Origin of the sequence: Bosea sp. (in: a-proteobacteria), from assembly GCA_023910605.1 — a bacterium.
Lineage (GTDB): Bacteria > Pseudomonadota > Alphaproteobacteria > Rhizobiales > Beijerinckiaceae > Allobosea.
The window spans coordinates 190,765-212,388 of sequence record JAAVVV010000001.1 but is presented as its reverse complement, the minus strand read 5'-3'; the positions used below and the strand labels follow the sequence as shown (position 1 = coordinate 212,388).

Below are 21,624 nucleotides of genomic sequence, written 5' to 3'. Positions count from 1 at the left end.
CTGGCGCCCAACGAACCAGGGCAACGAGTCCAGGTTAACGCGGTGAGGCATGGATGATCTGGGCGAGGGTGTTTGTGTTCCATCCAGCGGCTTTTCGGGCTGTTTTGATGGAGCGGTTTCCCTTTCCTGCGCGGACGAGGTTGAAGGCGAGCCTTCGCACGAGGGCCATGTTCTGCGCTCCATGACCGCGCCTGAGGCGTGATTGATCCTCCTTGAAGACGACATCGAGCACCCAGTGGAGGCTTTCGATGCCCCAATGGCTGCGAATGGCGGTTGCAGCGCGTTCGGGTGTGAGAAGGGCGGAGGAGATGAAGAACCGCGTCTCCCGGGAGGTCTTGCCCTGCCGTTCGACTTGTGTGGTGGCTCGCACGATGCTTCTGAGACGGTGGAAGCGATGCTCGCCGGGATGGCGTCGCCCGCCTTCCAGCCAGCCGATCTCATGGCTGACCGTGGTGGTACGGGTCTCGATGCGTCCATGATCCTTGTCGACGCTGATGCTGGTGGCGAGCCCTGTCGTGGCCGGATCGTCGAAATAGGCCGCGACCTCGTCGTGCAGGGTCGGCTGGTTGCGCTTGAGGGCCAGAAGATAGTCGCCTTCCTTGTCCGTGATCGCCTTGGCCATGGACGGGTTGGTGGCGATGGCGTCGATGGTGACGAGCGCGCCCTTGAGCGTCAGCCGCTCCAGGATTGCCAGCATGGCGGCGCATTCGTTGTCCTTGGCGTCCACGGCCTCCTGCGCCAGCACGAGGCGCTGGGTCGAGGCCCAGGCGCTGACCAGATGGATGGGGGGCAGACTGCGGCCAGCCTCGCCGCTGCGGCGCGCTGTCTTGCCGTCCAGCGCGATCAGGTCCGCCGCGTCCGGTCGCAGCTGCGTCGCCCAGGCCGTGAAGCAGGCCGCAAACAGCGCCGGATCGATCCGGTTCAGCACCACCCGCAGCCAATCCTCCTTGGGAGTGCCGAAGAAATACTCGGCATGCTCGCGCAGGAAAGGCAGATGCGCATCGCCCCAATCGGCGATCTCGTCATAGTCGTCGCAACCCGCGACAGACGCGCAGGTCACCAGAAAAAGCACTTCCGCAAGCGGATACTTGACCTTGCAGCTCTCGCGCGGGTCCCCGACGCGTCCGAAGTGATCCAGCAGAAGGCGCAACCGGTCCTTGACGAAAATCTGATCCATCGTTCGGGCTCCTGATCCGAGCCCGTTGAATCAGAAGCCATACTCCAAAGCTATCCCGTGCGCTCCGCCGTTAACCTGACAAAGTTGCCGTGCCCAACGAACCAGGGCAGTCTCGGTAATCGCCCCGATCCAGCCTTGTTCAGGCCGCGCAGGATTGACGGCCTTTCACTGGCGGTCAGGCTCCCTGGTGGATTGGTGTCGGCCCGGTCCACTGGCGGGATGCCCGCCAGCCCTGCCCGGACCGCGGGATCGACGTTGATCGTGAAGCATTCCCGACGTGCGCAAAACTCGCGTGTCGCGTCGAGCGGGTCGATCAGGAAGAACGCAGACGGCTCGTCGCGTGCAGGGCTTTCGACATCCTCCTCGCTGATCAATGGCATGCCGGGGCAGGCCGCATCGAGCGCCCGCGCGAGCATCTCATGGCTTGCGAGATCGGCTTGCGAGATCGGCTGGCGAGATTGGCTTGCGAGATCGGCTGGCGTGACCGGCGATGCATCGGGTTTCGCGTGCGTCTGAAAGCCATCCGTGCGGAGCCGCATGACCGTCTCCCCAGCTTGCCCGACAACCGGAAGCAACGCCTCCATGATCTGCGACATGCCTGGTTCTGTCAGTCTGGTGTCTGGCTGGTCCGCGGTCCGGCGAGCGGGCATGGTGAATCTCCCGCCGGCACGCTTTCCTGTTTTCGATGCGCCATCTCTGACGCAGGTCAGCGCCCTGTCCCCTGGCATGAGGAATGCTGCCGGCTTTGTCGGACCTTGCCGCACGGAGTGTCCCGCCATCGAAGACCCGCAAGCTGACGTGATCGCGATGATGACGGACCCGCGCAACCACGGCGGCGCTCCCGTCGAGCGGATCGACACACACATCTCGCATATCTTCCTGGCAGGTGATCGCGCCTGGAAGATGAAGCGCGCCGTCCGGCTTCCTTACGTCGATTTCTCGACGCCTGCGCTCCGGCTTGCAGCCTGCCGGCGCGAGGTCGAGTTGAATTCCATGACCGCTCCAGGCCTCTACCTCGGCTGCCATGCCATTTCGCGGCGGCCGGGCGGAGAACTCATCAGGGGAGAAGAGGGCGAACTGCTTGATGCAGTGGTCGAGATGCGGCGCTTCGACCAGGCCGCGCTCCTCGACCGCATGGCCGTCCGGGGTGACCTGGACGCAGGCATGATCACCCGCGTCGCGTGCATGATCGCCGACTTCCACGCGGGGGCTCCTGTCGGGCCGCGCGCGGGAGGGGCTGACCGCATGTCGGCGGTGCTGAAGATCAACGAGGCCGGGTTCTGGACGAGCGGCGTCTTCGACGACGCGCAGATCAAGGCGATCACCCGGGCCTGCACAGAACAGCTGGAGCGGCATCGGACCCTCCTGGACCGCCGGGCGTCGGAGGGTCTCGTCCGCCGCTGTCACGGTGATCTGCACTTGCGGAACATCTGCCTTCTCGACGGCGGGCCAAGGTTGTTCGACTGCATCGAGTTCAACGATGAACTCGCCACCACCGATGTGTTGTACGATCTGGCTTTCCTGCTGATGGATTTGTGGCATTGCGACCTTAGACAGCTCGCGAACCTGGCCGCCAACCGCTACCTTGACGTAGCCGGCCATGACGAAGCCTACGTTCTGTTGCCGTTCCTGATCGGGGTTCGTGCCGCCGTCCGCGCCCATGTCAGCGCCACGCAAAGCATGGATGGGGGACCGCAGGCCAATGCGCTGCTGGACAAAGCGCGCAGCTACCTGGCTCTGGCCCATGCGGCGCTGGAATCCAGGCCCGCGATTCTGGTCGCAATCGGCGGACTGAGCGGCGCCGGCAAGTCGACACTCGCCGATGCGCTCGCTCCCCATCTCGGTTCGCCTCCCGGCGCCCGGATCGTCGAGAGCGACCGCATCCGCAAGGCGCTGCATGGCGCTCCGGCCGAGGCAAGGTTGCCGGCCGATGCCTACCGGGCGGAAGTGTCGGTGAAGGTCTACGAGAGTCTGGCCGAACGCTCGCGGCGTCTTCTTGGCGCGGGTGCCAGCGTCGTGTGCGACGCCGTGTTCGAGCGGGCGTCCGACCGCGGACAGATCGAGGCCGCCGCGCGCGTCGTCGGCGCGGCTGTCCACGGGTTCTGGCTGCGCGCTGATCCCTCGCTCTTGCGCACGCGGGTCGCCGCGCGCCGCGGCGGCGCCTCGGATGCGACGGTCGAGGTCCTCGACAGGCAGCTCGCGCGCGATCCCGGCGAGATCGCCTGGATCACGCTGGATGCCGCGCTGCCAGTCGAAAGGAACGCCCGGATGATCAGTGACCTGCTCGCTTCACACGAATGTCGCACGCTGAGCGGGGACTGACGCAGATCAGTGTTGCGGCTCACGCTTGGGGCACGTTCACCAACGAAAACTTGAGGAGATTGCCCATGCCCAGGATGAAGGCCGCTGTCTTTGTCGAGCCTGGCCGGATCGTCCTCGACGAGAAGCCAATTCCCGATATCGGCCCCCTGGACGCGCTCATCCGCATCACGACCACGACCATCTGCGGCACCGACGTGCATATCCTCAAGGGCGAGTATCCCGTCGCCAGCGGTCTCACCGTCGGCCACGAGCCGGTCGGCGTGATCGAGAAGCTCGGCTCAGCGGTCACCGGTTATCGCGAGGGGCAGCGCGTGATCGCAGGCGCCATCACGCCGAGCGGCTGGTCGAATGCCTGCCTGTGCGGTTGCCATTCGCAGGACGGCGCCGGGACGAAGCATGGCTGGAAGGCGATCGGCGGCTGGCGCTTCGGCAACACCATCGACGGCTGCCAGGCCGAGTTCGTCTGCGTTCCCGATGCGATGGCGAACCTCAGCCCCGTACCCGACGCGTTGACGGACGAGCAGGTGCTGATGTGCCCCGACATCATGTCGACCGGCTTCAGCGGGGCTGAACGGGGGGGTATCCGCATCGGCGATACGGTCGCCGTGTTCGCGCAAGGCCCGATCGGACTGTGCGCCACGGCAGGAGCCCGTCTGATGGGCGCCACCAGGATCCTTGTCGTGGACCGCCTGCCGGAAAGGCTGGCGGTGGCGAAGAAGCTTGGCGCTGACATCGCGATCAACTTCCGCGAGAAGGATCCGGTCGAGGCCATCATGGCGGCGACCGATGGGCGCGGGGTCGATGTCGCCATCGAGGCGCTGGGGACGCAGGGCACTTTCGAGGCGGCGCTCAAGGTGCTCCGGCCAGGCGGCACGCTGTCGAGCCTCGGTGTCTATTCCGGCGACCTGACAATTCCTCTCGGGGCTTTCGCCGCCGGGCTCGGCGACCACACCATCGTCTCCACTTTGTGCCCCGGCGGCAAGGAGCGGATGCGGCGGCTGATGGAGGTCGTCGCCTCGGGCCGCGTCGATCTCACGCCGCTGGTGACCCATCGCTTCAGGCTCGACGACATCGAGAAGGCCTATGATCTGTTCTCCCATCAGCGCGATGGCGTGCTGAAGGTTGCAATCACGCCGTGAACCGGCGCATTCGGCGCCTTCGCTTCAGCGGGCCATCATCAGGCTGCGGCGGGACATGCGCACGACCTTGTCGGACAGGACGCCCGGCGGAAGGACGGCGGAATGGCTGAGCCCATTGCGGCGCACGCTGGCGGCAAGGCTGGGTTCCTGCGCAATGACAGACAGTCCTGGCGCCGCAACGGATGTAGCAGCTGTCTGTGAATGCTGGGCCCGAACAGCGACCCATTCCCGTGCATTCTCACTTTCCACGACCGCTATCTCCTCGACGTTCCGATGGTGAACCTGCCCCAAGCGTGAGCCGCGCCACGATGAGCGGCCTGTGCCGTTTGTGATGGATCAACGACGGGGTGGCGGAGCTGCACGACCCATCCTGCACTGCGCTAAACATCCGTAGAGTTCCCTAAAATGCCACATTGCAGGGAACCCAATGACGCTACTGCATGTTTCCTACCCTCAAGGAGCAGTTTGATGGCGACCTTCAATGCGCCCGTGGCAGTCCGGATCGACGACAGTGAAGGTCGCCAACCCGTCAAGGGAGGAGGGGCCGTCGGGCTTTGCAGGGCATATGCGAAGCGAAGCGCCATCTTTCACCAGGGGGATCCCGTCACGCATCTCTACCGGGTCGAGAGCGGCGCCGTGGCGCTCGAACTCTTCCTTGAGGATGGCCGGCGACAACTCGCGGAGATTCTCCTGCCGGGAGACTTCTGCGGGTTTGCAATCGAGCACTCGTATCATGAGACCGCAATCGCCTTGCAGCCGACAGTCCTTTCCGTGATGCGCCAGTGCGATCTCGAACGGGCGGGGATGTCAGGCTGGGACGTGGCCCGTCAGGCTGGGCGGCAGATTGTGCGGACCCACGACCATCTGCTGGCGCTTGGCCGCAAGACGGCTCAGGAGCGGATTTGCCAACTCCTGCTCCGGTTGGCGCGCGTCATTGGAGATCGTCCTTTCCAATCCCCCCGCGCATGCCACGGACCGATCCGCCTGAACGTTCCCCTGACGCGCGGCGAGATGGGCGACTACCTTGGTCTGTCTCTCGAGACCGTCTGCCGCACCATGAGCGCGCTGCAGAAACAGGGCATCATCGAGGTCGGTCCCCGGCAGGGCGACGTGACCGTGCGGGCTCCTGAACTGATCAGCCTGCTGGCCGGCTGACGAACAGTCCCACATCACCGGACGGATGTGGAAACCGTGGTGCCTTCGCTGCCGGCAAGGAGACCGGTGATCTGGCTCCTTGTGCCGATGACAGCCGGCTTGGCCATGCTGTCGGCGACAAAGCCGATCATCTCCCGCAGGATATCGGCGTCGGGGGGCTTCTCCACAATCGTGCTAAGGTCCATCATGTGATGGGTCATTTGGCCGTCCTCAGGTTCGCCTGGTTGTCGCAAACCAGAGCCTCACCCGAAGACCATTCAATGGCCACCGCCGTCTGCCCGGCTGCCAAGTCGCTGCTGAAGGCGCGCAGCCGGGACGATGGCAAACGTCGAGCTGCACCATGTCCCGGGACGTCACCCACGCCAACGTCCAGCCTGCCTCTACGATAGGCCGCCACCAGGCATTTGCCATCCTCCTGCGACGCAGCTTCAGCCCCTGATCGCCAACTGTTCCCATGCGCCCGAAGAAATCGCACGATTCGCCCTTCGAGCAGCATGCTGGGCTGGTGAATTAACCCTAACAAACGAAGAACGCGCGGGAGTAAGGCGGTATCATTCTGATAGTATATCTTCAACACTTTATAAGATATAAGGATCACGTTCATTTCCGTCTCAAGAGGTCGAGTTCGTGATGCCAATGCCGATACGCAAACTCCGGAACGATCAAATGATGAGATCCCTCGGGCGGTCCGAAAGCGGCGCCGTCGGACTCATCTTTGGGCTGGCCCTCGTTCCGATGGTTGGCCTGGTCGGCGCAGCCATCGACTACAACAGGATGAGCAATACTCGCGTGAGCATGCAGAGCGCAGCCGATGCCGCTACGCTGGCCGCGGCCCGAATGCCAGTGAGCGCGACCCTGGCCGAGCGCAACCAGGTCGCCAAGGCTGTGTTCAGCGCAAATCTCAGCCAGGTCTCAGACGCCAACCCGGGCGCGGGCACACTCACCCGCGTCGCCGATGGCCACTTCCGGTACGAGGCCTCGGCCCAGGTGCCCAACCAGTTGACGCGCGTGCTCGGCTTCTCTAGCTCGAATATCTCGGTGGCTTCCGAGGCCGCGCAGGGCACGACGGCAGTGTCAGGGCAGGCCGAGTTCGTGGTCGCCTTCGACATCACCAACTCCATGTTTTCCTCACAGGCGGAATACGATACTGCGATCGCCACGATGCAGGAATTCGTGACCAACATGTTCACGGGAGCCAGCGCCGGCTCCGTCGTGGGAACCGTCATGCCCTTCTCCGATCGTGTCCGGCTTCACGATGGCGCCGGTGCCTGGGCATCGGGTTCGAAGCCGTCGGGCTGGCATGGCTGTCTCGATGTGCGCGAGCAGACCGTCAGTGGCCGGATCCAAACGCTGACCGACGATCCGCCGAGCGTGGCCAGCTTCAAGTATTTTAAGAATCGTCCCTCCAGTGCCCCCGGCGGGTATTCCTACACCTTCGATTGTTTCGGCGAGAGAGCCACCGTGGCGCAAGTGGGGCCTGGCCTGCTCGTGCCGGCGCTCAAAGACATGGGGGGCGGCGGAACCGGCCGGCCCGACGAGGGCATGGCCTGGGCATGGCGCATGCTGTCCCCGCGCTGGAAAAATCAGTGGGCACGCGCAAACTACCCAGCGGACTACGGCACCGGACGCAAACTCGCCGTGTACGTCACCGACGGACGCACCGAAGCATACCGGTATGAGGTTCTGCCGACCGGCGGCCCGGCAGTGGTCTACGGCGGCAATATGGGCTCCAAACGGGGCTTCGACAATCTCGAGGATGTGTGCAGCCGCATGAAGGCAGCCGGCATCGAGGTTGCAATCGTTCAGCTCACCGGCAACAATAATGCCACACCCCATCTGCAGAGATGCGCATCGGCCAGCCGCCATTTCATGATCAACTCGGTCAACGACTTCAAGGCGGCGTTCAAAACGATCGCGGGGGGAGGCACAACAACCACAACCACAGCCGTGCGTCTCGTCCGCTGACGGGCCCCCACGAGTGGTGCGGTTCGAGCTTGTTGCATGAAGATGGCCCGAACCGCAGTTCCCCCCTTTCCCCATCGGCTTCAGGCGACCCGGATTGAGGCAGGCCTGCCCAGTTCATTCATGCGGTTGAGAGCGTTGACGGTGATTTTGACTTCGGTCTTTCGCTGAGGATCACCGCATGATCGCAGCGCGTCGCCGGCGACGCGCCTGTAGCGGCTGATCTGCACCTCGACCTTTGATCGGCGCGTGCGCGCTGAAGTCTCTTGCCATGTCGAACGCCCGTGCGCCCAGATATGCATGAGGTGCTTGTCCCGCCGGGTGGGCGCGGCGGCGGCATTCGTGCTTGGCGCAGCATCCTTGACGGAATCTTGCTAAATTCCGTCAACTTTGAGTTCTTCGCGAACAAAATCAAAAAATATCGAAATGTAATGGTCAAAAAAAGCCTTCACATTCTCAAAATCCGTGTATTCACTATCGCGCTTGCGCCAATTCAGACAAAAGCGTTCTTCTGAATTTGCATTAATGTGTCGCCTGCCTCAGAAGACAGACAAAAACGCGGCATCGGATAAGGCTCATCAGCAACGCTCATCTGAATTTTTTGCTACAGAAAAAGCGTGATAATCAAAGATTTACGGAGAAGCCCTGGTGGAGCTGAGGGGATTCGAACCCCTGACCTCTGCAGTGCGATTGCAGCGCTCTCCCATCTGAGCTACAGCCCCAGAGCGAGCGGCTTTTAGGCCGGCCGGGGCATCGCTGTCAATCCGGCCGGCGCTTCAGCGCCATGCTTGCGTCTATTCCTTGAGCCGAGAAGCACTCACATGCAGTCCGTCCTCGATGTCATCGACCTTGCGCTCGGCCTTTACACCTGGCTGGTCATCGCATCGGCCATCATCAGCTGGCTCGTGGCGTTCAACGTGATCAACGCCAGCAATGATCTGGTGCGCACGATCTGGGATTTCCTCTATCGGGTCACGGAGCCTGCGCTGCGGCCGATCCGCAAGGTCATGCCCAATCTGGGCGGACTCGATCTGTCGCCGATCGTGCTGCTGCTGATCATCTTTTTCCTGCAGAGCGTCATCGCGCGTTATCTGCGTCCCCTCGTCTTCTGAAGCGTGCAGGGGCGTCAGCGCAGCAGCGCGCCGGGATCAGGCCAGGCCAGCACCAAGGCCACGAGCCCGGCTGTGATGAAGGGGAAGGGCAGGCTCACGATGAGCCGCGCCCGCACGAACCATGCGGGCATGTAGGGCAGTTCCCAGATCAGCGTCCGGTTGAGCGTATAGAGCGACCAGCCGGTGACGAAGGCCATGACCTGGGGCAGGCCCGCCCCGGCCTTCAGCGCCACCGCGCCAAGCGCGAAGCCCACAACCGGCCCGCCCGGCGTCAAGGCGCCTGCCAGCGCCGCAAGCGCGACGCCCAGGATGCCGCTGCCCTGGCCGAACCAGCTCACGATCTGGTCCTGCGGCAGGGCCTGCGCGATGAAGCCTGACCCGATCACACCGAGCGCGAGCCGTGGCGCCAGGTGCAGCACTTCGCGCACCGCCGCAGTGACCGAGAGATTGAGCGTGCCGTCATGCCGGCGCCAGGCGATGAGCATCAGCGCCACCACCACGCCATAGAGAAAGAGGGTCAGCGCCAGCAGCATCACGGGCCCTGCCTTGCACCGTCCGAGCCCTTGCCGGGGGAGACTGGCAGCCAGCGCGCCATGAGCCCGGCCGCGAGCGGCATCCACCAGCACAGCGCCATGCGCAGGAAGACCACATCTCCGCCGAAGAAGGGCAGTTCCCAGATCAGCATCCGATTGAGACCGATCAGGAGCCAGCCCGTGATGAAGGCGACGGCCGCACCACGGTCGGCGCCGATCACCAGCAGCGCGGCCGCGAGCGGAAACACAGTGAACGGACCGGCGGGAAACAGAAAGCCGATGAAGGAGGCGATGGCGAGGCCCTTGAGCCCGGAGCCCTCGCCGAGCCAGCGCACGATGACTTCCCGCGGAACCAGTCTGCGCACGAGTTCGCCGATCAATGTGCCCGCGATAACCTTCGGCACGATCTCGACGAAGAGCCACAGATCCTCCGTGAAGATGTGCCGGACGACGCCGACGCCGTCACGGCGCCACACCACGGCCACCGAAGCCACCGTCAGCCCGGCGATAAGCCAGAAGCTCCAGTCGAAGAGGCGGCGTTCAGAGGACTTGTCCACGCGAGCGGGGCTATCCGGCAAGGGCATCATGAAAAAGAGCCCCGCCCGGACAGGCGAGGCTGGTCATTAGTGTCGCCGTTCGGCTGCGGACGCAACCGCGTCCACCGCATGGCGGGGTCGGCATTGCTCAGGCGTGAAGGTTCAGGCCTTGACGCTTGCCGCGGCGAGGTCGATCTGGCCGACAAGGCCGGGGTCGAGCCCCAGGGACTGGCCAAGGCCGGCCAGGAAATCGGCTTCCGGCTGGGTGTCGGGCTCTATGGCGAGACGGGCCGCGGTGTAGACTTGCGCCGCCAGTTCGGGCGTGGCCGCGCCAGCCGCCAGATCCGCGAGCCTGGCCGGATTGGCCATCTCATGCTCCAGCCAGGCATTGCCTTCCGGATCGAAGCCGGCTTCCGCGAGCCCGCCCACGATGGCCTGACGCTCGGTGGCATCGATCAGGCCATCGGATGCAGCCGCGGCGATCATCGCGCGGATGAGCAGGATCGCTGTCTCGTTGCTGGCGGCCTCGGGCTCGAAGCCGGAGCCAGCCGGCGCCGGCAAGGCGGCAGCCTGAGCCTGGCCAGGCACGGGCTGTCCGGCCTGATGGTTCTGGTAGGCCTTGTAGGCGAGGCCGCCGATGAGCGCGAGGCCGCCCATGGCCGCCGCCGATCCCACGACCGAGCGGCCGGTCTTGGAGCCGAGCACCAGTGCTGCCAGGCCGCCCAGGGCCGCGCCCGTCGCCATCTGGTTCTGGCCGGCCAACTCGCGCGCCCGGTTGAGCAGATCGCCCGCCTGCGTGCCGGCGAGACGCCCCTGCAGCTTGTCGAACGCGCCGGTGGCGGCCTGACCTGCCTGACCGGCCATGCCGCCGGCCTGCTGCGCCGCCCCTTGCGCGCCCTGCTGAAGCTTGCCCAGCACCGAGCCGACAATGCCGCCATGGCCGCCGCCCGCCGTGGGAGCAGTTCCCGCAGCGCCCTGACTGACCTGCGAGATCTGGCCCAGAACGGAGCCCAGAAGCCCGCCAACGCCGCCGGCCTTTCCGGGCTGGGTCGGCTGCGCCGCCTTCTGCGCCATTTGCGAGCCAGCGCTCACAAGCGCGTTGAGTAACGACTTCGCGTCGAACATGTCACCCTCCAGGGGCGCGCCATCCGGCGCCCTCGCCGGGATGTAAGCGTTATGGTCACACTTGCCAGTGATGTTTTGAAATAAATGTGGTGTCCGGCGGCGTTCTTCTATAGCCCGCACTTCAATCAGTGCTTGAAGAGTTGTGCCGCGTCATGCGCCAGTGCTGTGATGGCGGCAAAGTCACCCTTGGCGATCAGGCCAGCCGGCGCGATCCACGAGCCGCCCAGGCCTGCAACATTGGCCAGCGCGAGATAGCCCGGAGCGCGCGCGGCGTCGATTCCGCCCGTCGGGCAGAAGGCGAGATCAGGCAGCACGGGCTGGAAGGCCCTGAGCGCGGCGACGCCGCCCGAACTTTCCGCGGGAAAGAACTTGAGAGTGGAAAAGCCAAGCTCGCGCAGCCGCATGGCTTCGGAGATGGTGGCGATGCCCGGCAGGAACGGAACGGGCGACTGGGCCGCGGCGGGGGCCAGTTCGGAGGTCATGCCCGGGCTCACCAGAAAGCGCGCGCCTGCATCCAGCGCGGCATGCACCTGCGCCGCTTCCAGCACGGTCCCAACGCCCAGCACCGCCTCGGGCACGTTCTGCGCTATGGCCCGGATCACGGCCAGCGCATTGGGGCTGCGCAAGGTCATTTCGACCAGCGGCAGGCCGCCGGCGACCAGCGCGCGGGCCAACGCCACACCGGCATCGGGATCGTCGCCGCTCACGACCGGGACGATGCGCGCCAGTTTGAAGAGGTCGCGCGCCGTGCTCTGGGCCTGGGTCTGGCGGATCATGTCCCGCTCCTTCGCTGCCATGTCCATTGTCCGCCATGTCATAGGCATGGGCCTGCGCAAGGCCAAGCGCCGAATGCGCGCCGCTCAGCGGCGCGGCAGGGCAGATGCCGGCAGGGGCAGGCCCGAGGTTTCCTTGAGCGTCTCGAGCACGATCTCGGAGCGCACCCGCGCCACGCTTTCATGGGGAAGGAAAACCTCATTCACCAGCGCCGAAAGCTCCTTGAGGTCGCCCACCGCCAGCTTGATCAGATAATCCGCCTCGCCCGTCAGCGCATGAGCCTCGAGCACGGACGGCGTGGCGCGCACGAGATCGCGGAAGCGGCGCGCATTGTCGCGCGAATGCGTGTCAAGGGCGACATGGATGAAGACGGTCACCATCAGGCCGACGGTGACCGGTGCGATCAGGGCCCTGTAGCCCTGGATCACGCCCTGCTCCTCCAGCCTCTGGCGTCGGCGCGAAACCTGGCTGGCGGAAAGGCCGATCTCCTCGGCGAGCGCGGCGTTGGTGCGCGAGCCATCGTCCTGAAGGCTGGCCAGGAGCTTCCAGTCCAATCCGTCGAGCTCGATCGATCCGCGCATGATGGCCTCAATATATGCACGGATCGAGCATACAAGGAAGATGACAGACGTAGTTTGCACGCTCCATGCGCGCCTGATGCGATAGACTTGACGCGTCAGTGCGCGCGACCGGCGCGACGCAGCCGCCCGGCATGACCTGGGCGCACAAGGAGCATGCCATGGGACCCTTTCCGCACGACACCGCCCCGCCCGCGATATCCCCGGCCAATCCGATGGGAACCGACGGGTTCGAGTTCGTCGAATTCGCCCATCCCGAGCCCGAGACCCTCAAGGCGCTGCTGGAGACGATGGGCTTCACGCCTGTCGCCCGTCACCGCTCCAAGAACGTCACGCTCTACCGCCAGGGCGACGTCAACTTCGTGGTCAATGCCGAGCCTGACAGCTTCGCTCAGCGCTTCGCCGCCGAACATGGTCCGTGCGCCTGCGCCATGGCCTTCCGTGTGGTGGACGCCAGACATGCCTATGACCGCGCCATCGCTCTGGGGGCCGAGCCGTTCGAGGGCAAGGTCGGCCCGATGGAGCTGAACATTCCGGCCGTGAAGGGGATCGGCGGCTCGCTGCTCTATTTCGTCGACCGCTATGGCGAGAAGGGCTCGATCTGGGATGTGGACTTCGTCTGGATCGGGGAGCGCGACCCAAGGCCAGAGCCGGCCGGCCTGTTTTATCTCGACCACCTCACCCATAATGTGCAGCGCGGGCGCATGGATCACTGGGCCGGCTTTTACGAGAAGCTGTTCAACTTCCGCGAAATCCGCTTCTTCAACATCGAGGGCAAGCTCACCGGGCTCATCAGCCGGGCGCTGACCTCGCCCTGCGGCAAGATCCGCATCCCGATCAACGAGAGCCTCGACGACAGGAGCCAGATCGAGGAATACCTGCGCCAGTACAAGGGCGAGGGCATTCAGCATGTCGCCATGGGCTCGCGCGACATCTACGCCTCTGTGGAAGCGCTCCGGGCGCGAGGCCTGCCCTTCATGCCATCGCCGCCGGCCACCTATTACGAGAAGATCGAGCAGCGCGTGCCGAACCATGGCGAGCCGCTGGACCGGCTCAAGGCCAATGGCATCCTGATCGATGGCGAGGGCGCCGTGGCCCTTGGCGAAAAGGAGGGCCGGATGAGCAAGGTGCTGCTGCAGATCTTTTCCGGAACAGTGCTCGGGCCGATCTTCTTCGAGTTCATCCAGCGCAAGGGCGACGAAGGCTTCGGGGAAGGCAATTTCCGCGCCCTGTTCGAATCCATCGAGGAGGACCAGGTGCGCCGGGGCGTGCTCACAGCGGCGGAGTGAATGGCTATCCGGCCCGGAACAACGGCGCGCGGCAATCTCGCTTCGCGCCCCTGAAGGCCCGGACGCTTCTCCCCCCTCCCCCCCAGACAGCGGCGAGCCAGGATGTCGCCCGCGATGGCCAGGCCCCGGCAGGGCCTTCAGCGTGACGTCGCCGCCCGAGGCCGCGAGAGCCTCGGCACAGGAGAAGGGCGCTTCCCTGTCATTGTGCGCGTGGAGCACGAGCGTGGGCACGCGGGTCTGGCGCGGCACGTCCGCGCTCTCGAAGCTGGCGCTCGCGCCCGGCCAAGCGCTTCACATGGGCGTCGAACCAGCTCTGGCTGCGCGCATTCAGGCCGATAGTCCGGCCAAAGCGATGAAGGAGCCGGGGCATCGAATGCGGAGCGGCGATCAGCGCCAGCCGCTTGACGGGAACCGGAGGCTGGCCTTCCACCAGCCCGCCAATCAGGGCCGGAGCGATGGCGCCGCCGAAGGAATGGCCGATGACGCCATGCCATGGCCCTGTCCGGGCATGCGACGCCTGTAGCGCACGAGTTGGCGGGTGACCTTCAAACCGGGCTGTGCCATTCTCGGGTCCAATCGTTCAACCATGAACAGGAATGTTCAATGTTGAACTATATCGTTCAAGATTGAACAGAATGCAAGATCGATCGAACGGGAATGCGACCTTGAGCGGCCAGGATGCGGAGCAGTCCGGACAGTCGGGCCAGATGCCCTGGGACCTGCCGCGCTTCCGCAACTGGATCGCTGTGGCGAATGTGCATCTGCTCGTCGAGAAGGCGATGGCGGCAGGCCTTGTGCCTTTGTCGCTCAAGCTGCCGCACTACGACATTCTCGCCAATGTCTACCGGTTTCCAGGCCTCACCCAGCAGGAGCTGGCCAACCGCCTGCTCGTGGGCCGCTCCAACCTGTCGATGCTCCTGCCCGAGCTGGAGCGGCGCGGGCTGGTTCGGCGCGTGCCTGACCGCGACGACAGGCGTGTGCGCCGGCTCAACCTGAGCCCCGAAGGACGGATCCTCACCTTGCGCGCCCTCAAGGTGCAGGTGCAGGTGATCGAGAACATGATGGCGGCGCTTTCGGCGGAGGAATGCGCCACGCTGGGCGATTTCATGCGCCGCGTCGGACAGCACATGCTCGCCCACCCTTTGCCGCCTGATGGCGCAGGCCCGTCTCCATGGGATGGTCGATGAGGGTGCGGATCTCCGACCGCATCGCCAGGGCGGGCGCTGGCGGGCGGGCGCTGGCGGGCGGTGCGGCCTTCCTTCAGCCAGGCCCTGTAGCCCTGGCTGAAGCCGATGCGGGGTCAGGGCCCGCGCCAGCAGTCCCGCCGCTCTTCAGGCAAGGGCCGTCATGCCCGATGCTTCGCCAAGGCGGATCGGATTGGGCCCGGCATGGTGGCAGGCCGCCGCATGGCGTGCGCCCACCGCCCTGAGTTCGGGACGTTCCTCCCGGCAGCGCGCGGTGGCCATCGGGCAGCGGCTGTTGAAGGCGCAGCCGCGCGGCACGTTGCTGGGGCTCGGCACATCGCCGCGCAGCACGATCTGGCGGCGGGGCGCGTCCGGGTCCGGGTTGGGCGCGGCCGAGAGCAGCGCCTGCGTGTAGGGGTGATGCGGCGTCGCATAGATCTCGTGCTTGGGGCCCATTTCGACGATGCGGCCCAGATACATCACGGCCACGCTGGTGGCGATGTGCCGCACCACAGCGAGGTCATGAGCGATGAACAGATAGGTGAGCCCCCGGCTTTCCTGCAGGTCCTGCAAGAGGTTGATGACCTGGGCCTGCACCGAGACGTCGAGCGCGGAGACAGGCTCGTCGGCGACGATGAAGGATGATGTCGGCGCGCTGCAGCGTGTCGACCAGCGCCTCGGCATCCTCGCCGGCAAGACGCGCCTGGATGATCGCGAAGAGCGCGGCCCAGTTGCGGCGGCGGATCACGGGATCGGTGAAGCGCTCGTCGTCGATCAGGTGCCCGATGCCCACCGTCTCGCAAAATCGCGTCCAGCGATGATTGTAGATCCAGATGCACACCCAGCCGTCGCGGCACAGGACCTGCCCGCAAGGGTTGGAGATGTCGGCGCGGCGGCGGAGCGTGCCGCTGTAGATGTGCTGGAAGGGAAAGGGAAAGCCCATCGCGACTGCGGTCTCCGCAGCCGAAATCTCGACATGCTGGCCGGGCCCGTCCGCCCCTCGGGCCAGAAGCGCCGCCAACGCTCCTATATAGGCGGCCACTCCAGCGGCGTAGGAAGAGCGCTCGCCGCAGCCGTAAAGCGGCTCGCGTCCGTCAGCGCCATTGTTGAACATCATGCCGGACAGCGCCTGGATCACGATCTCGGGGCCGCGCCAGCCTGCGCGTGGCCCTTCGCGCCCGAAATCGCTGATGTCGACGGTGATGGTCGTGGCCGGAAAAGGCAGGGCGCTGCGCTCTGCGTTCGGAAGGATCGCGACATCGGCCGAGGCGGCAAGCGCCTGAAGCTCCGCAGACGACGCCCCAAGGACAACGGAAGACTTGCCTGAATTGAGATGCAGAAACGTCAGCGAGGCCCCGGTTGTGGCCGAGAACGGGCCTTTGCGTCGCATTGCCGAACCGCCAGGCGGCTCGATCAACGTGACCGAAGCGCCGAAATCCGCAAAAAGCCGCGAACAATACTGCCCTGCCACCGATTCAGACAGGTCAACGACGCGGATACCATGCAGCGCACGGCCCGACATGCCCTTGTTCCTTCCCGTCTCGTCTTGTCCGTCCGGACCTCCGGACATCTGCGAGTTGCGAGGATCGTAGATTGATATGAATGCCGATGCAACATGCCGCGTGATTCTTTTCTCGCGCTTCAGGATTTCGACTCATTTTCGAGCCTTCAGGAGTAATTCCATTGCAATATCAACACCATTATTGGGTGACATGAGCTGAAATCCCCCATGTCTGGCACCATAAAGCTCGCTGCGGACTATTGCATCAATGATGCACGTTATGTTTCATGGCGGCCATGAGCGACTCACCCCTCACCTCCCGCGACCTTGCCGAGTTGATCGGCGTCAGCCAGTCGGCGGTTTCACGCGCCTTCACGCCGGGAGCCTCCATCTCACCCCAGCTGCGCGCGCGTGTGATCGCGGCGGCGGAGCGCCTTGGCTACAGCCCCCATCCGGTGGGCCGCAGCCTTGCGGGTCTCCAGCGCGATGTGGTGGGCCTCGTCATTTCGGACCTCAGGAACCCGTTCTATTTCGCGCTTCTGGAGCGGCTGACGCAGTCGCTTCAACAGGCGGGTCTCCAGACATTGCTGTTCAATGTCACGCAGGGCGCCGACGTGAAGCAGCAGCTGGCCGCATTGAGGCTCTACAATGTGCCTCTGCTCATCGTCATCTCCGCCACGGTGCTGTCGGCGAAGGACTTGCTGTGGGCGGCCGAAGGGCGCCGCCTGATTCTCGTGAACCGCGTGGCGGCGGAGACCGACCTGCCTTCGATCACCTGCGACAGCGTGGCCGGAACGCGCGCGGTGGCCGACCATTTTCATGAGTTGGGCGTGCGCAAGGTCGCCTATGTCGGGGGGCTTGCCCATACCGTGATCGCCCGCGAGCGGCGGGACGCCTTCATCACCCGCATCGCCGAGCACGGCATGACCCTGACGGATGCGCTGAGCGCAGGGGAATACAGCTACACGGCGGGCTGGAAGGCCGCGCAGGAGTTGTCGCTGTCGAGCCGGCCCGAGGCCGTGTTCTTCGCCAACGACATCCTTGCCGCAGGCGGCATGGACGCATTGCGTGATCAATGCGGGCTTTCGGTGCCGCAGGATGTGGCCGTGGCGGGCTTCGACGACATCGCCATGGCATCATGGCCGCGCTACCAGCTCACGACAGTCCGGCAGCCGATCGCCGCCATCGTCGACGCCGTCATGGTGCGGGCGAAGCAGTCGCGCGAGCCTCACCCCGGCCCGCATGATCTGCGCCTGCCGGGAAGTCTGGTGGCGCGCGCCTCGACGCTGGCAGGCGAGGCCGCCACGAAAGCGGGCGCTGCGCGCTGAACCAGGCCAGCTGCGCCCTGACGCCGCTGCCATGCTGGCGCTCAGGGCGCAGCGGGCCCGGCGCTGGCGGCTGGCCGCATCGCCGATGCCATGGATCAGGAGCGGCTGCGGCAAGCGTGCACTTGCCGCAGCCGCACTCACCAACAAGCCCCGGCGTCTCGCCGGCATGGAGCGCGAGGTCCACGCCGGCCACGGGCGACAGGTCATGCATCAGCCGCCCGGCCTTCTGGCAGATCTCGCCGCGCCTGGCGACAGCGATCTCCCGCGCGCCGCGCCTGCAAGGCGGCCGACATTGAAAAGATCATGTCCGGGAACTGGCTGCGCGTGGTCTCCGGGGTCTGGGGCTGATTCCTCTGCGGGAAGCGGACGGGTGGGACTGGCGAAGCACCAGCAGTTGACGCACTATGTGGCGATGCCGTTCATCCGCTTGCCCTTCCGCCCTCGCCTTGCCTGTCCAACCTTGCCTGTGGCGTCCGGGCGCTCCATGCCGCATCCGCGCCGCGTCTTCGGAGGTTGAGGACGATGAGCGCCCCCGCCATGGACCATGCGCGCATCAGGCTTGGCCTGATCGGCGACAACATCGCCGCTTCGCAATCGCCCAAGCTTCACCGCCTTGCGGGTCGTCAGGTGGGCCATCCCGTGAGCTATGATCTTCTCGTGCCGCGCGAGCTCGGCATGGACTTCGACCATGTCTTCGCCTTCTGCGCCGCCGGCGGCTATCGCGGCGTGAATGTCACCTACCCCTACAAGGAGCGCGTGGCCGCCAAGGTGCGCATCGACGAGCCCCTGGTGAAGGCCATGGGCGCGGTCAATACCGTGGTGTTCGAACCGGATGGCCCGCGCGGCTACAACACCGACCATACCGGCTTCATCGCCGCCTATCGCCGCCTGCGCGGAGCGGCGCCGCCAGGGCGGACCTTGCTGATCGGCGCGGGCGGCGTCGGCAAGGCCATCGCCTTCGGGCTTGTCGCGCTCGGCCTCGACCAGCTCGCCATCGCCGATCCGGACCTTGCCAAGGCCGACGCGCTGGCGGCAGCGCTGGCGACGGGCGCGCCGGGGCTGGACATCGAGACAGGACGCGACCCGGCCGCGCTGGCGCAGGGGGCCTGCGGCCTCGTCAACGGCTCGCCCGTGGGCATGGTGGGGCTCGGCGGCACGCCGCTGGCCCAGGCCGCGATGGCGGGCGCTGCCTGGGCCTTCGATGCGGTCTACACGCCGGTCGACACCGCCTTCCTGCGTGACGCCGAGGCCGAAGGGCTCGCGATCATCCCGGGCTATGAGCTGTTCTTCGCGCAGGGCGTGGATGCCTGGGCCCGCTTCACCGGCCTGCCGCTTAATGACGAACGCCTGCGCGCGGCGCTGCTGGAACCGGAGGCCGCATGATCGGCAGCACCGTCATCGCCGCCATGCCGAATGTGCGCGACCGCCGCGCCTTGACCGGCGAAGATAAGGTGGATCGGCGGTCGCCGATCCATCAGACTGCCCGCGGTCGAGACACGCCTTTTCTAACCCTCGCGTGTCGAGACACGCCTTTTCTAACCCTCGCGTGTCGAGACACGCCTTGCCCAACCCTCGCGTGTCGAGACACGCCTTGCCCAATCCTGGCGATGGCCTGCCATGGGCGTGACGCCAGCACCGTTCGAAAGGACGCGACATGACCGGACCCGCCGCCTTCTTCCAGCGCGACCGCACCTGGCATCCGCCGGCGCTTGCGCCTGACTACAAGACCTCCGTGGCCCGCTCGCCGCGGCTGGCGCTGCTGTCGATCGAGAACACGCCGTCGGAGCTCACGGGCCCGGTCTTCGGCCATGGCGACATCGATCCGCTCGATGCCGACCTCATCCGGAACTACGCCCATGGCGGCGATCCCATCGGCGAGCGGATCATCCTGCATGGGCGCGTGCTCGATGAGTGCGGCCGGCCGGTGCCGCAGACGCTGGTGGAAATCTGGCAGGCCAATGCCGGCGGGCGCTACAGGCACCGCAAGGACAGCTATCTTGCGCCCATCGACCCCAATTTCGGCGGCTGCGGCCGCACCATCACCGATGCAGCAGGCTCCTATGCCTTCCGCACCATCAAGCCTGGCGCCTATCCCTGGCGCAACTGGGTGAACAACTGGCGGCCGGCGCACATCCACATCTCCGTGTTCGGCGCGGGATTCGCCCAGCGGCTCATCACACAGATGTATTTCGAGGGCGATCCGCTGATCCAGCGCTGCCCCATCGTGCGCTCCATCCCGGACCCGCGGGCCATCGAGCAGCTCATCGCCCCGCTCGACATGAACGCCGCCGTGCCGCTCGATTGCCTCGCCTACAAGTTCGACATCGTGCTGCGCGGCTCCCGCTCGACCCTGTTCGAGAACCGGCTGGAAGGAAACTGAGAGATGCCTCAAGCCCTGCCCGAACTCAAGGAGACCGCCTCGCAGACGGCTGGTCCGTTCGTTCATATCGGTCTGGCGCCCGGCGCCGCAGGCTTCGCGATCTATCGCAATGAGCTGGGGCTCGACATAGCGGGGCCGAATGCGGCCGGGGAGCGCATCCGCATCGAGGGCGTGGTGCGCGACGGCACGGACGCGCCGGTGAAGGACGTGCTCATCGAAACCTGGCAGGCCGACGCCAACGGCATCCATCCCCATCCGGGCGATCCGCGCTGCGCCGAGGTGGCGCCGGGCTTCAGGGGCTGGGGGCGCGTCATCCCGGATTTCGACACCGGGCTCTGGCAATTCGACACCATCAAGCCCGGCCCGGTGCGCGACCGGTCTGGCCGGCTCATGGCTCCGCACATCAGTCTGTGGCTGGTAGCGCGGGGCATCAACATCGGGCTGAACACCCGGCTGTATTTCTCCGACGAAGCGGCCGCCAATGCCGCCGATCCGGTTCTCAACCTGATCGAACAGGGGCATCGCCGCGAGACCCTGCTTGCCCGCCGCCAGCCCGGCGAGGGCCAAGCGGTCTATCGCTTCGACATCCGCCTCCAGGGCGATGGCGAAACCGTGTTTCTCGATATCTGAGGCCGCCATGAGCGAAGCTGCGACACCTTGCATCCTGTGCATCGCCATCACTGGCAGCGTCCCGACGAAGGCGGACAATCCGGCCGTGCCGATCACCATCGCCGAGCAGATCGAGAGCACGCATGAGGCTTTCGAGGCCGGCGCGGCGATCGCGCATTGCCATGTGCGCGACGACGATGGCAAGCCGACCTCCGATCCCGAGCGCTTCGCCCGCCTCAAGGAGGGGCTGGAGAAGCATTGTCCGGGCCTCATCATCCAGCTTTCGACAGGCGGGCGCTCCGGCGCGGGGCGCGAGCGCGGCGGCATGCTGAAGCTCAATCCCGACATGGCCTCGCTCTCGGTCGGCTCCAATAACTTCCCGACCCGGGTCTATGAGAATCCGCCCGATCTCGTGGACTGGCTCGCGAGCGAGATGATCGCCCATGAGGTGAAGCCCGAGATCGAGGCCTTCGATCTGTCCCACATCGTGCAGGCCACGCGCATGGCGGCGGATGGCCGGCTCAAGGGGCCTTTGTATGTGCAGTTCGTCATGGGCGTGAAGAACGCCATGCCGGCGGACGAGGCCATACTCGACATCTACATCGCCACGCTGAAGCGGCTTGCGCCCGATGCGCTCTGGTGCGCGGCCGGCATCGGGCCGGCCCAGATCCTGCTCAACGAATGGGCCATCGCCCGGGGCGGGCACACGCGCACAGGCATGGAGGACAATGTCCGGCTCGATCGGGAGCGCCTCGCGCCCTCGAACGCAGCGCTGGTGCGGCGAGCTGCTGAAATCTGCGCGCGTCACGGACGCCAGGTCGCGACCTGGCGGCAGGCGCGCCAGATGCTGGGCCTGCGCCCGGCCTGACAATCCCGCGCGCGGCGGGCGAGGTCCGCGCCGCAGCCGACGCGGCGTCGCA

General features: G+C 65.7%; 24 protein-coding genes and 1 tRNA gene. 13 read left to right on the top strand and 12 right to left on the bottom strand.

The window, feature by feature from the left end; all coding sequences use genetic code 11:
* Positions 1–34: 34 nt before the first annotated feature.
* Together HEQ16_01095 and HEQ16_01090 are read right to left on the bottom strand one after the other, a co-directional pair.
* Positions 35–1,177, bottom strand: coding sequence for an ISAs1 family transposase (locus HEQ16_01095; GenBank protein ID MCO4052670.1), 1,143 nt, complete (start codon positions 1,175–1,177; stop codon positions 35–37).
* Between the two features lie 50 nt (positions 1,178–1,227).
* Positions 1,228–1,773: a hypothetical protein gene (locus tag HEQ16_01090; protein MCO4052669.1), complete on the bottom strand. Its 546-nt coding sequence runs from the start codon at positions 1,771–1,773 to the stop codon at positions 1,228–1,230.
* A 130-nt stretch (positions 1,774–1,903) separates the two neighbouring features.
* Between HEQ16_01090 and HEQ16_01085 the strand changes: the two genes are divergently transcribed.
* The 3 genes from HEQ16_01085 (at position 1,904) to HEQ16_01075 (ending at position 5,793) form a co-directional block, all read left to right on the top strand.
* Positions 1,904–3,499, top strand: coding sequence for an AAA family ATPase (locus HEQ16_01085; protein ID MCO4052668.1), 1,596 nt, complete (start codon positions 1,904–1,906; stop codon positions 3,497–3,499).
* Positions 3,500–3,564: 65 nt separating this feature from the next.
* Positions 3,565–4,638 carry an NAD(P)-dependent alcohol dehydrogenase gene (locus tag HEQ16_01080; protein MCO4052667.1) on the top strand — a complete coding sequence of 358 codons (1,074 nt, stop codon included), beginning with the start codon at positions 3,565–3,567 and terminating at the stop codon, positions 4,636–4,638.
* 468 nt (positions 4,639–5,106) lie between these two features.
* Positions 5,107–5,793 carry a helix-turn-helix domain-containing protein gene (locus HEQ16_01075; protein ID MCO4052666.1) on the top strand — a complete coding sequence of 229 codons (687 nt, stop codon included), beginning with the start codon at positions 5,107–5,109 and terminating at the stop codon, positions 5,791–5,793.
* A gap of 14 nt (positions 5,794–5,807) precedes the next feature.
* Here the strand turns inward: HEQ16_01075 and HEQ16_01070 are convergent, their stop codons facing one another.
* Both HEQ16_01070 and HEQ16_01065 read right to left on the bottom strand, forming a co-directional pair.
* On the bottom strand, positions 5,808–5,981 hold the full coding sequence (locus HEQ16_01070) for a hypothetical protein (GenBank protein MCO4052665.1): 174 nt from the start codon (positions 5,979–5,981) through the stop codon (positions 5,808–5,810).
* Between the two features lie 8 nt (positions 5,982–5,989).
* Positions 5,990–6,397 (bottom strand): hypothetical protein, encoded by a 408-nt coding sequence (locus HEQ16_01065; protein MCO4052664.1) that lies wholly within the window; start codon positions 6,395–6,397, stop codon positions 5,990–5,992.
* A 62-nt stretch (positions 6,398–6,459) separates the two neighbouring features.
* Here HEQ16_01065 and HEQ16_01060 point away from each other — a divergent pair, with 62 nt between their 5' ends.
* Complete coding sequence (locus HEQ16_01060; protein ID MCO4052663.1) at positions 6,460–7,758, top strand: hypothetical protein; 1,299 nt, start codon at positions 6,460–6,462, stop codon at positions 7,756–7,758.
* Between the two features lie 293 nt (positions 7,759–8,051).
* Positions 8,052–8,270, top strand: a complete 219-nt coding sequence (locus tag HEQ16_01055; protein MCO4052662.1) for a hypothetical protein — start codon at positions 8,052–8,054, stop codon at positions 8,268–8,270.
* A 131-nt stretch (positions 8,271–8,401) separates the two neighbouring features.
* Here the strand turns inward: HEQ16_01055 and HEQ16_01050 are convergent.
* Positions 8,402–8,477: transfer RNA gene (locus tag HEQ16_01050), tRNA-Ala, on the bottom strand.
* 99 nt (positions 8,478–8,576) lie between these two features.
* On the opposite strand from HEQ16_01050, the gene HEQ16_01045 reads away from it, so the two are divergent.
* A complete protein-coding gene (locus HEQ16_01045; GenBank protein ID MCO4052661.1) occupies positions 8,577–8,867 on the top strand; it encodes a YggT family protein in 291 nt (96 codons plus the stop codon).
* 14 nt (positions 8,868–8,881) lie between these two features.
* Here HEQ16_01045 and HEQ16_01040 read toward each other — a convergent pair whose 3' ends face one another.
* From HEQ16_01040 to HEQ16_01020, 5 genes are all read right to left on the bottom strand, one after another.
* Positions 8,882–9,403 carry a hypothetical protein gene (locus HEQ16_01040; protein ID MCO4052660.1) on the bottom strand — a complete coding sequence of 174 codons (522 nt, stop codon included), beginning with the start codon at positions 9,401–9,403 and terminating at the stop codon, positions 8,882–8,884.
* Entirely contained in the window at positions 9,400–9,957 is a 558-nt protein-coding gene (locus tag HEQ16_01035; GenBank protein ID MCO4052659.1) for a permease, read from the bottom strand. Before HEQ16_01035 ends, HEQ16_01040 begins: the two co-directional genes overlap by 4 nt.
* A gap of 141 nt (positions 9,958–10,098) precedes the next feature.
* Positions 10,099–11,061: a tellurite resistance TerB family protein gene (locus tag HEQ16_01030; protein ID MCO4052658.1), complete on the bottom strand. Its 963-nt coding sequence runs from the start codon at positions 11,059–11,061 to the stop codon at positions 10,099–10,101.
* Positions 11,062–11,186: 125 nt separating this feature from the next.
* Positions 11,187–11,837, bottom strand: a complete 651-nt coding sequence (gene eda, locus HEQ16_01025; GenBank protein ID MCO4052657.1) for a bifunctional 4-hydroxy-2-oxoglutarate aldolase/2-dehydro-3-deoxy-phosphogluconate aldolase — start codon at positions 11,835–11,837, stop codon at positions 11,187–11,189.
* Positions 11,838–11,921: 84 nt separating this feature from the next.
* Positions 11,922–12,416 (bottom strand): Lrp/AsnC family transcriptional regulator, encoded by a 495-nt coding sequence (locus tag HEQ16_01020; GenBank protein MCO4052656.1) that lies wholly within the window; start codon positions 12,414–12,416, stop codon positions 11,922–11,924.
* A 158-nt stretch (positions 12,417–12,574) separates the two neighbouring features.
* Between HEQ16_01020 and hppD the strand changes: the two genes are divergently transcribed.
* Positions 12,575–13,702 carry a 4-hydroxyphenylpyruvate dioxygenase gene (gene hppD / locus HEQ16_01015; GenBank protein MCO4052655.1) on the top strand — a complete coding sequence of 376 codons (1,128 nt, stop codon included), beginning with the start codon at positions 12,575–12,577 and terminating at the stop codon, positions 13,700–13,702.
* 635 nt (positions 13,703–14,337) lie between these two features.
* Positions 14,338–14,889 (top strand): winged helix-turn-helix transcriptional regulator, encoded by a 552-nt coding sequence (locus HEQ16_01010; GenBank protein MCO4052654.1) that lies wholly within the window; start codon positions 14,338–14,340, stop codon positions 14,887–14,889.
* Between the two features lie 144 nt (positions 14,890–15,033).
* On the opposite strand, the gene HEQ16_01005 is transcribed toward HEQ16_01010, so the two are convergent.
* Together HEQ16_01005 and HEQ16_01000 are read right to left on the bottom strand one after the other, a co-directional pair.
* Positions 15,034–15,459, bottom strand: a complete 426-nt coding sequence (locus HEQ16_01005) for a hypothetical protein (protein ID MCO4052653.1) — start codon at positions 15,457–15,459, stop codon at positions 15,034–15,036.
* Positions 15,407–16,408 (bottom strand): hypothetical protein, encoded by a 1,002-nt coding sequence (locus HEQ16_01000; GenBank protein ID MCO4052652.1) that lies wholly within the window; start codon positions 16,406–16,408, stop codon positions 15,407–15,409. The genes HEQ16_01005 and HEQ16_01000 overlap by 53 nt, the downstream gene beginning before the upstream one ends.
* Positions 16,409–16,683: 275 nt before the next feature.
* Between HEQ16_01000 and HEQ16_00995 the strand changes: the two genes are divergently transcribed.
* The 5 genes from HEQ16_00995 (at position 16,684) to HEQ16_00975 (ending at position 21,572) form a co-directional block, all read left to right on the top strand.
* Positions 16,684–17,715 (top strand): substrate-binding domain-containing protein, encoded by a 1,032-nt coding sequence (locus HEQ16_00995; GenBank protein ID MCO4052651.1) that lies wholly within the window; start codon positions 16,684–16,686, stop codon positions 17,713–17,715.
* A 522-nt stretch (positions 17,716–18,237) separates the two neighbouring features.
* Complete coding sequence (locus tag HEQ16_00990; protein MCO4052650.1) at positions 18,238–19,098, top strand: shikimate dehydrogenase; 861 nt, start codon at positions 18,238–18,240, stop codon at positions 19,096–19,098.
* 271 nt (positions 19,099–19,369) lie between these two features.
* Positions 19,370–20,095: a protocatechuate 3,4-dioxygenase subunit beta gene (gene pcaH, locus HEQ16_00985; protein MCO4052649.1), complete on the top strand. Its 726-nt coding sequence runs from the start codon at positions 19,370–19,372 to the stop codon at positions 20,093–20,095.
* A 3-nt stretch (positions 20,096–20,098) separates the two neighbouring features.
* Positions 20,099–20,725, top strand: a complete 627-nt coding sequence (pcaG, locus tag HEQ16_00980) for a protocatechuate 3,4-dioxygenase subunit alpha (GenBank protein ID MCO4052648.1) — start codon at positions 20,099–20,101, stop codon at positions 20,723–20,725.
* Between the two features lie 7 nt (positions 20,726–20,732).
* Complete coding sequence (locus HEQ16_00975) at positions 20,733–21,572, top strand: 3-keto-5-aminohexanoate cleavage protein (protein ID MCO4052647.1); 840 nt, start codon at positions 20,733–20,735, stop codon at positions 21,570–21,572.
* Positions 21,573–21,624 lie beyond the last annotated feature (52 nt).

Bases quoted from the DNA above. Each gene is read 5' to 3' on its own strand.
- HEQ16_01095 (MCO4052670.1), bottom strand. From the start codon at position 1,177: ATGGATCAGATTTTCGTCAAGGACCGGTTGCGCCTTCTGCTGGATCAC.
- HEQ16_01090 (MCO4052669.1), bottom strand. From the start codon at position 1,773: ATGTCGCAGATCATGGAGGCGTTGCTTCCGGTTGTCGGGCAAGCTGGG.
- HEQ16_01085 (MCO4052668.1), top strand. From the start codon at position 1,904: ATGAGGAATGCTGCCGGCTTTGTCGGACCTTGCCGCACGGAGTGTCCC.
- HEQ16_01080 (MCO4052667.1), top strand. From the start codon at position 3,565: ATGCCCAGGATGAAGGCCGCTGTCTTTGTCGAGCCTGGCCGGATCGTC.
- HEQ16_01075 (MCO4052666.1), top strand. From the start codon at position 5,107: ATGGCGACCTTCAATGCGCCCGTGGCAGTCCGGATCGACGACAGTGAA.
- HEQ16_01070 (MCO4052665.1), bottom strand. From the start codon at position 5,981: ATGATGGACCTTAGCACGATTGTGGAGAAGCCCCCCGACGCCGATATC.
- HEQ16_01065 (MCO4052664.1), bottom strand. From the start codon at position 6,397: ATGAACGTGATCCTTATATCTTATAAAGTGTTGAAGATATACTATCAG.
- HEQ16_01060 (MCO4052663.1), top strand. From the start codon at position 6,460: ATGATGAGATCCCTCGGGCGGTCCGAAAGCGGCGCCGTCGGACTCATC.
- HEQ16_01055 (MCO4052662.1), top strand. From the start codon at position 8,052: ATGCATGAGGTGCTTGTCCCGCCGGGTGGGCGCGGCGGCGGCATTCGT.
- HEQ16_01045 (MCO4052661.1), top strand. From the start codon at position 8,577: ATGCAGTCCGTCCTCGATGTCATCGACCTTGCGCTCGGCCTTTACACC.
- HEQ16_01030 (MCO4052658.1), bottom strand. From the start codon at position 11,061: ATGTTCGACGCGAAGTCGTTACTCAACGCGCTTGTGAGCGCTGGCTCG.
- eda (MCO4052657.1), bottom strand. From the start codon at position 11,837: ATGATCCGCCAGACCCAGGCCCAGAGCACGGCGCGCGACCTCTTCAAA.
- HEQ16_01020 (MCO4052656.1), bottom strand. From the start codon at position 12,416: ATGCGCGGATCGATCGAGCTCGACGGATTGGACTGGAAGCTCCTGGCC.
- hppD (MCO4052655.1), top strand. From the start codon at position 12,575: ATGGGACCCTTTCCGCACGACACCGCCCCGCCCGCGATATCCCCGGCC.
- HEQ16_01010 (MCO4052654.1), top strand. From the start codon at position 14,338: ATGCAAGATCGATCGAACGGGAATGCGACCTTGAGCGGCCAGGATGCG.
- HEQ16_01000 (MCO4052652.1), bottom strand. From the start codon at position 16,408: ATGTCGGGCCGTGCGCTGCATGGTATCCGCGTCGTTGACCTGTCTGAA.
- HEQ16_00995 (MCO4052651.1), top strand. From the start codon at position 16,684: ATGAGCGACTCACCCCTCACCTCCCGCGACCTTGCCGAGTTGATCGGC.
- HEQ16_00990 (MCO4052650.1), top strand. From the start codon at position 18,238: ATGAGCGCCCCCGCCATGGACCATGCGCGCATCAGGCTTGGCCTGATC.
- pcaH (MCO4052649.1), top strand. From the start codon at position 19,370: ATGACCGGACCCGCCGCCTTCTTCCAGCGCGACCGCACCTGGCATCCG.
- pcaG (MCO4052648.1), top strand. From the start codon at position 20,099: ATGCCTCAAGCCCTGCCCGAACTCAAGGAGACCGCCTCGCAGACGGCT.
- HEQ16_00975 (MCO4052647.1), top strand. From the start codon at position 20,733: ATGAGCGAAGCTGCGACACCTTGCATCCTGTGCATCGCCATCACTGGC.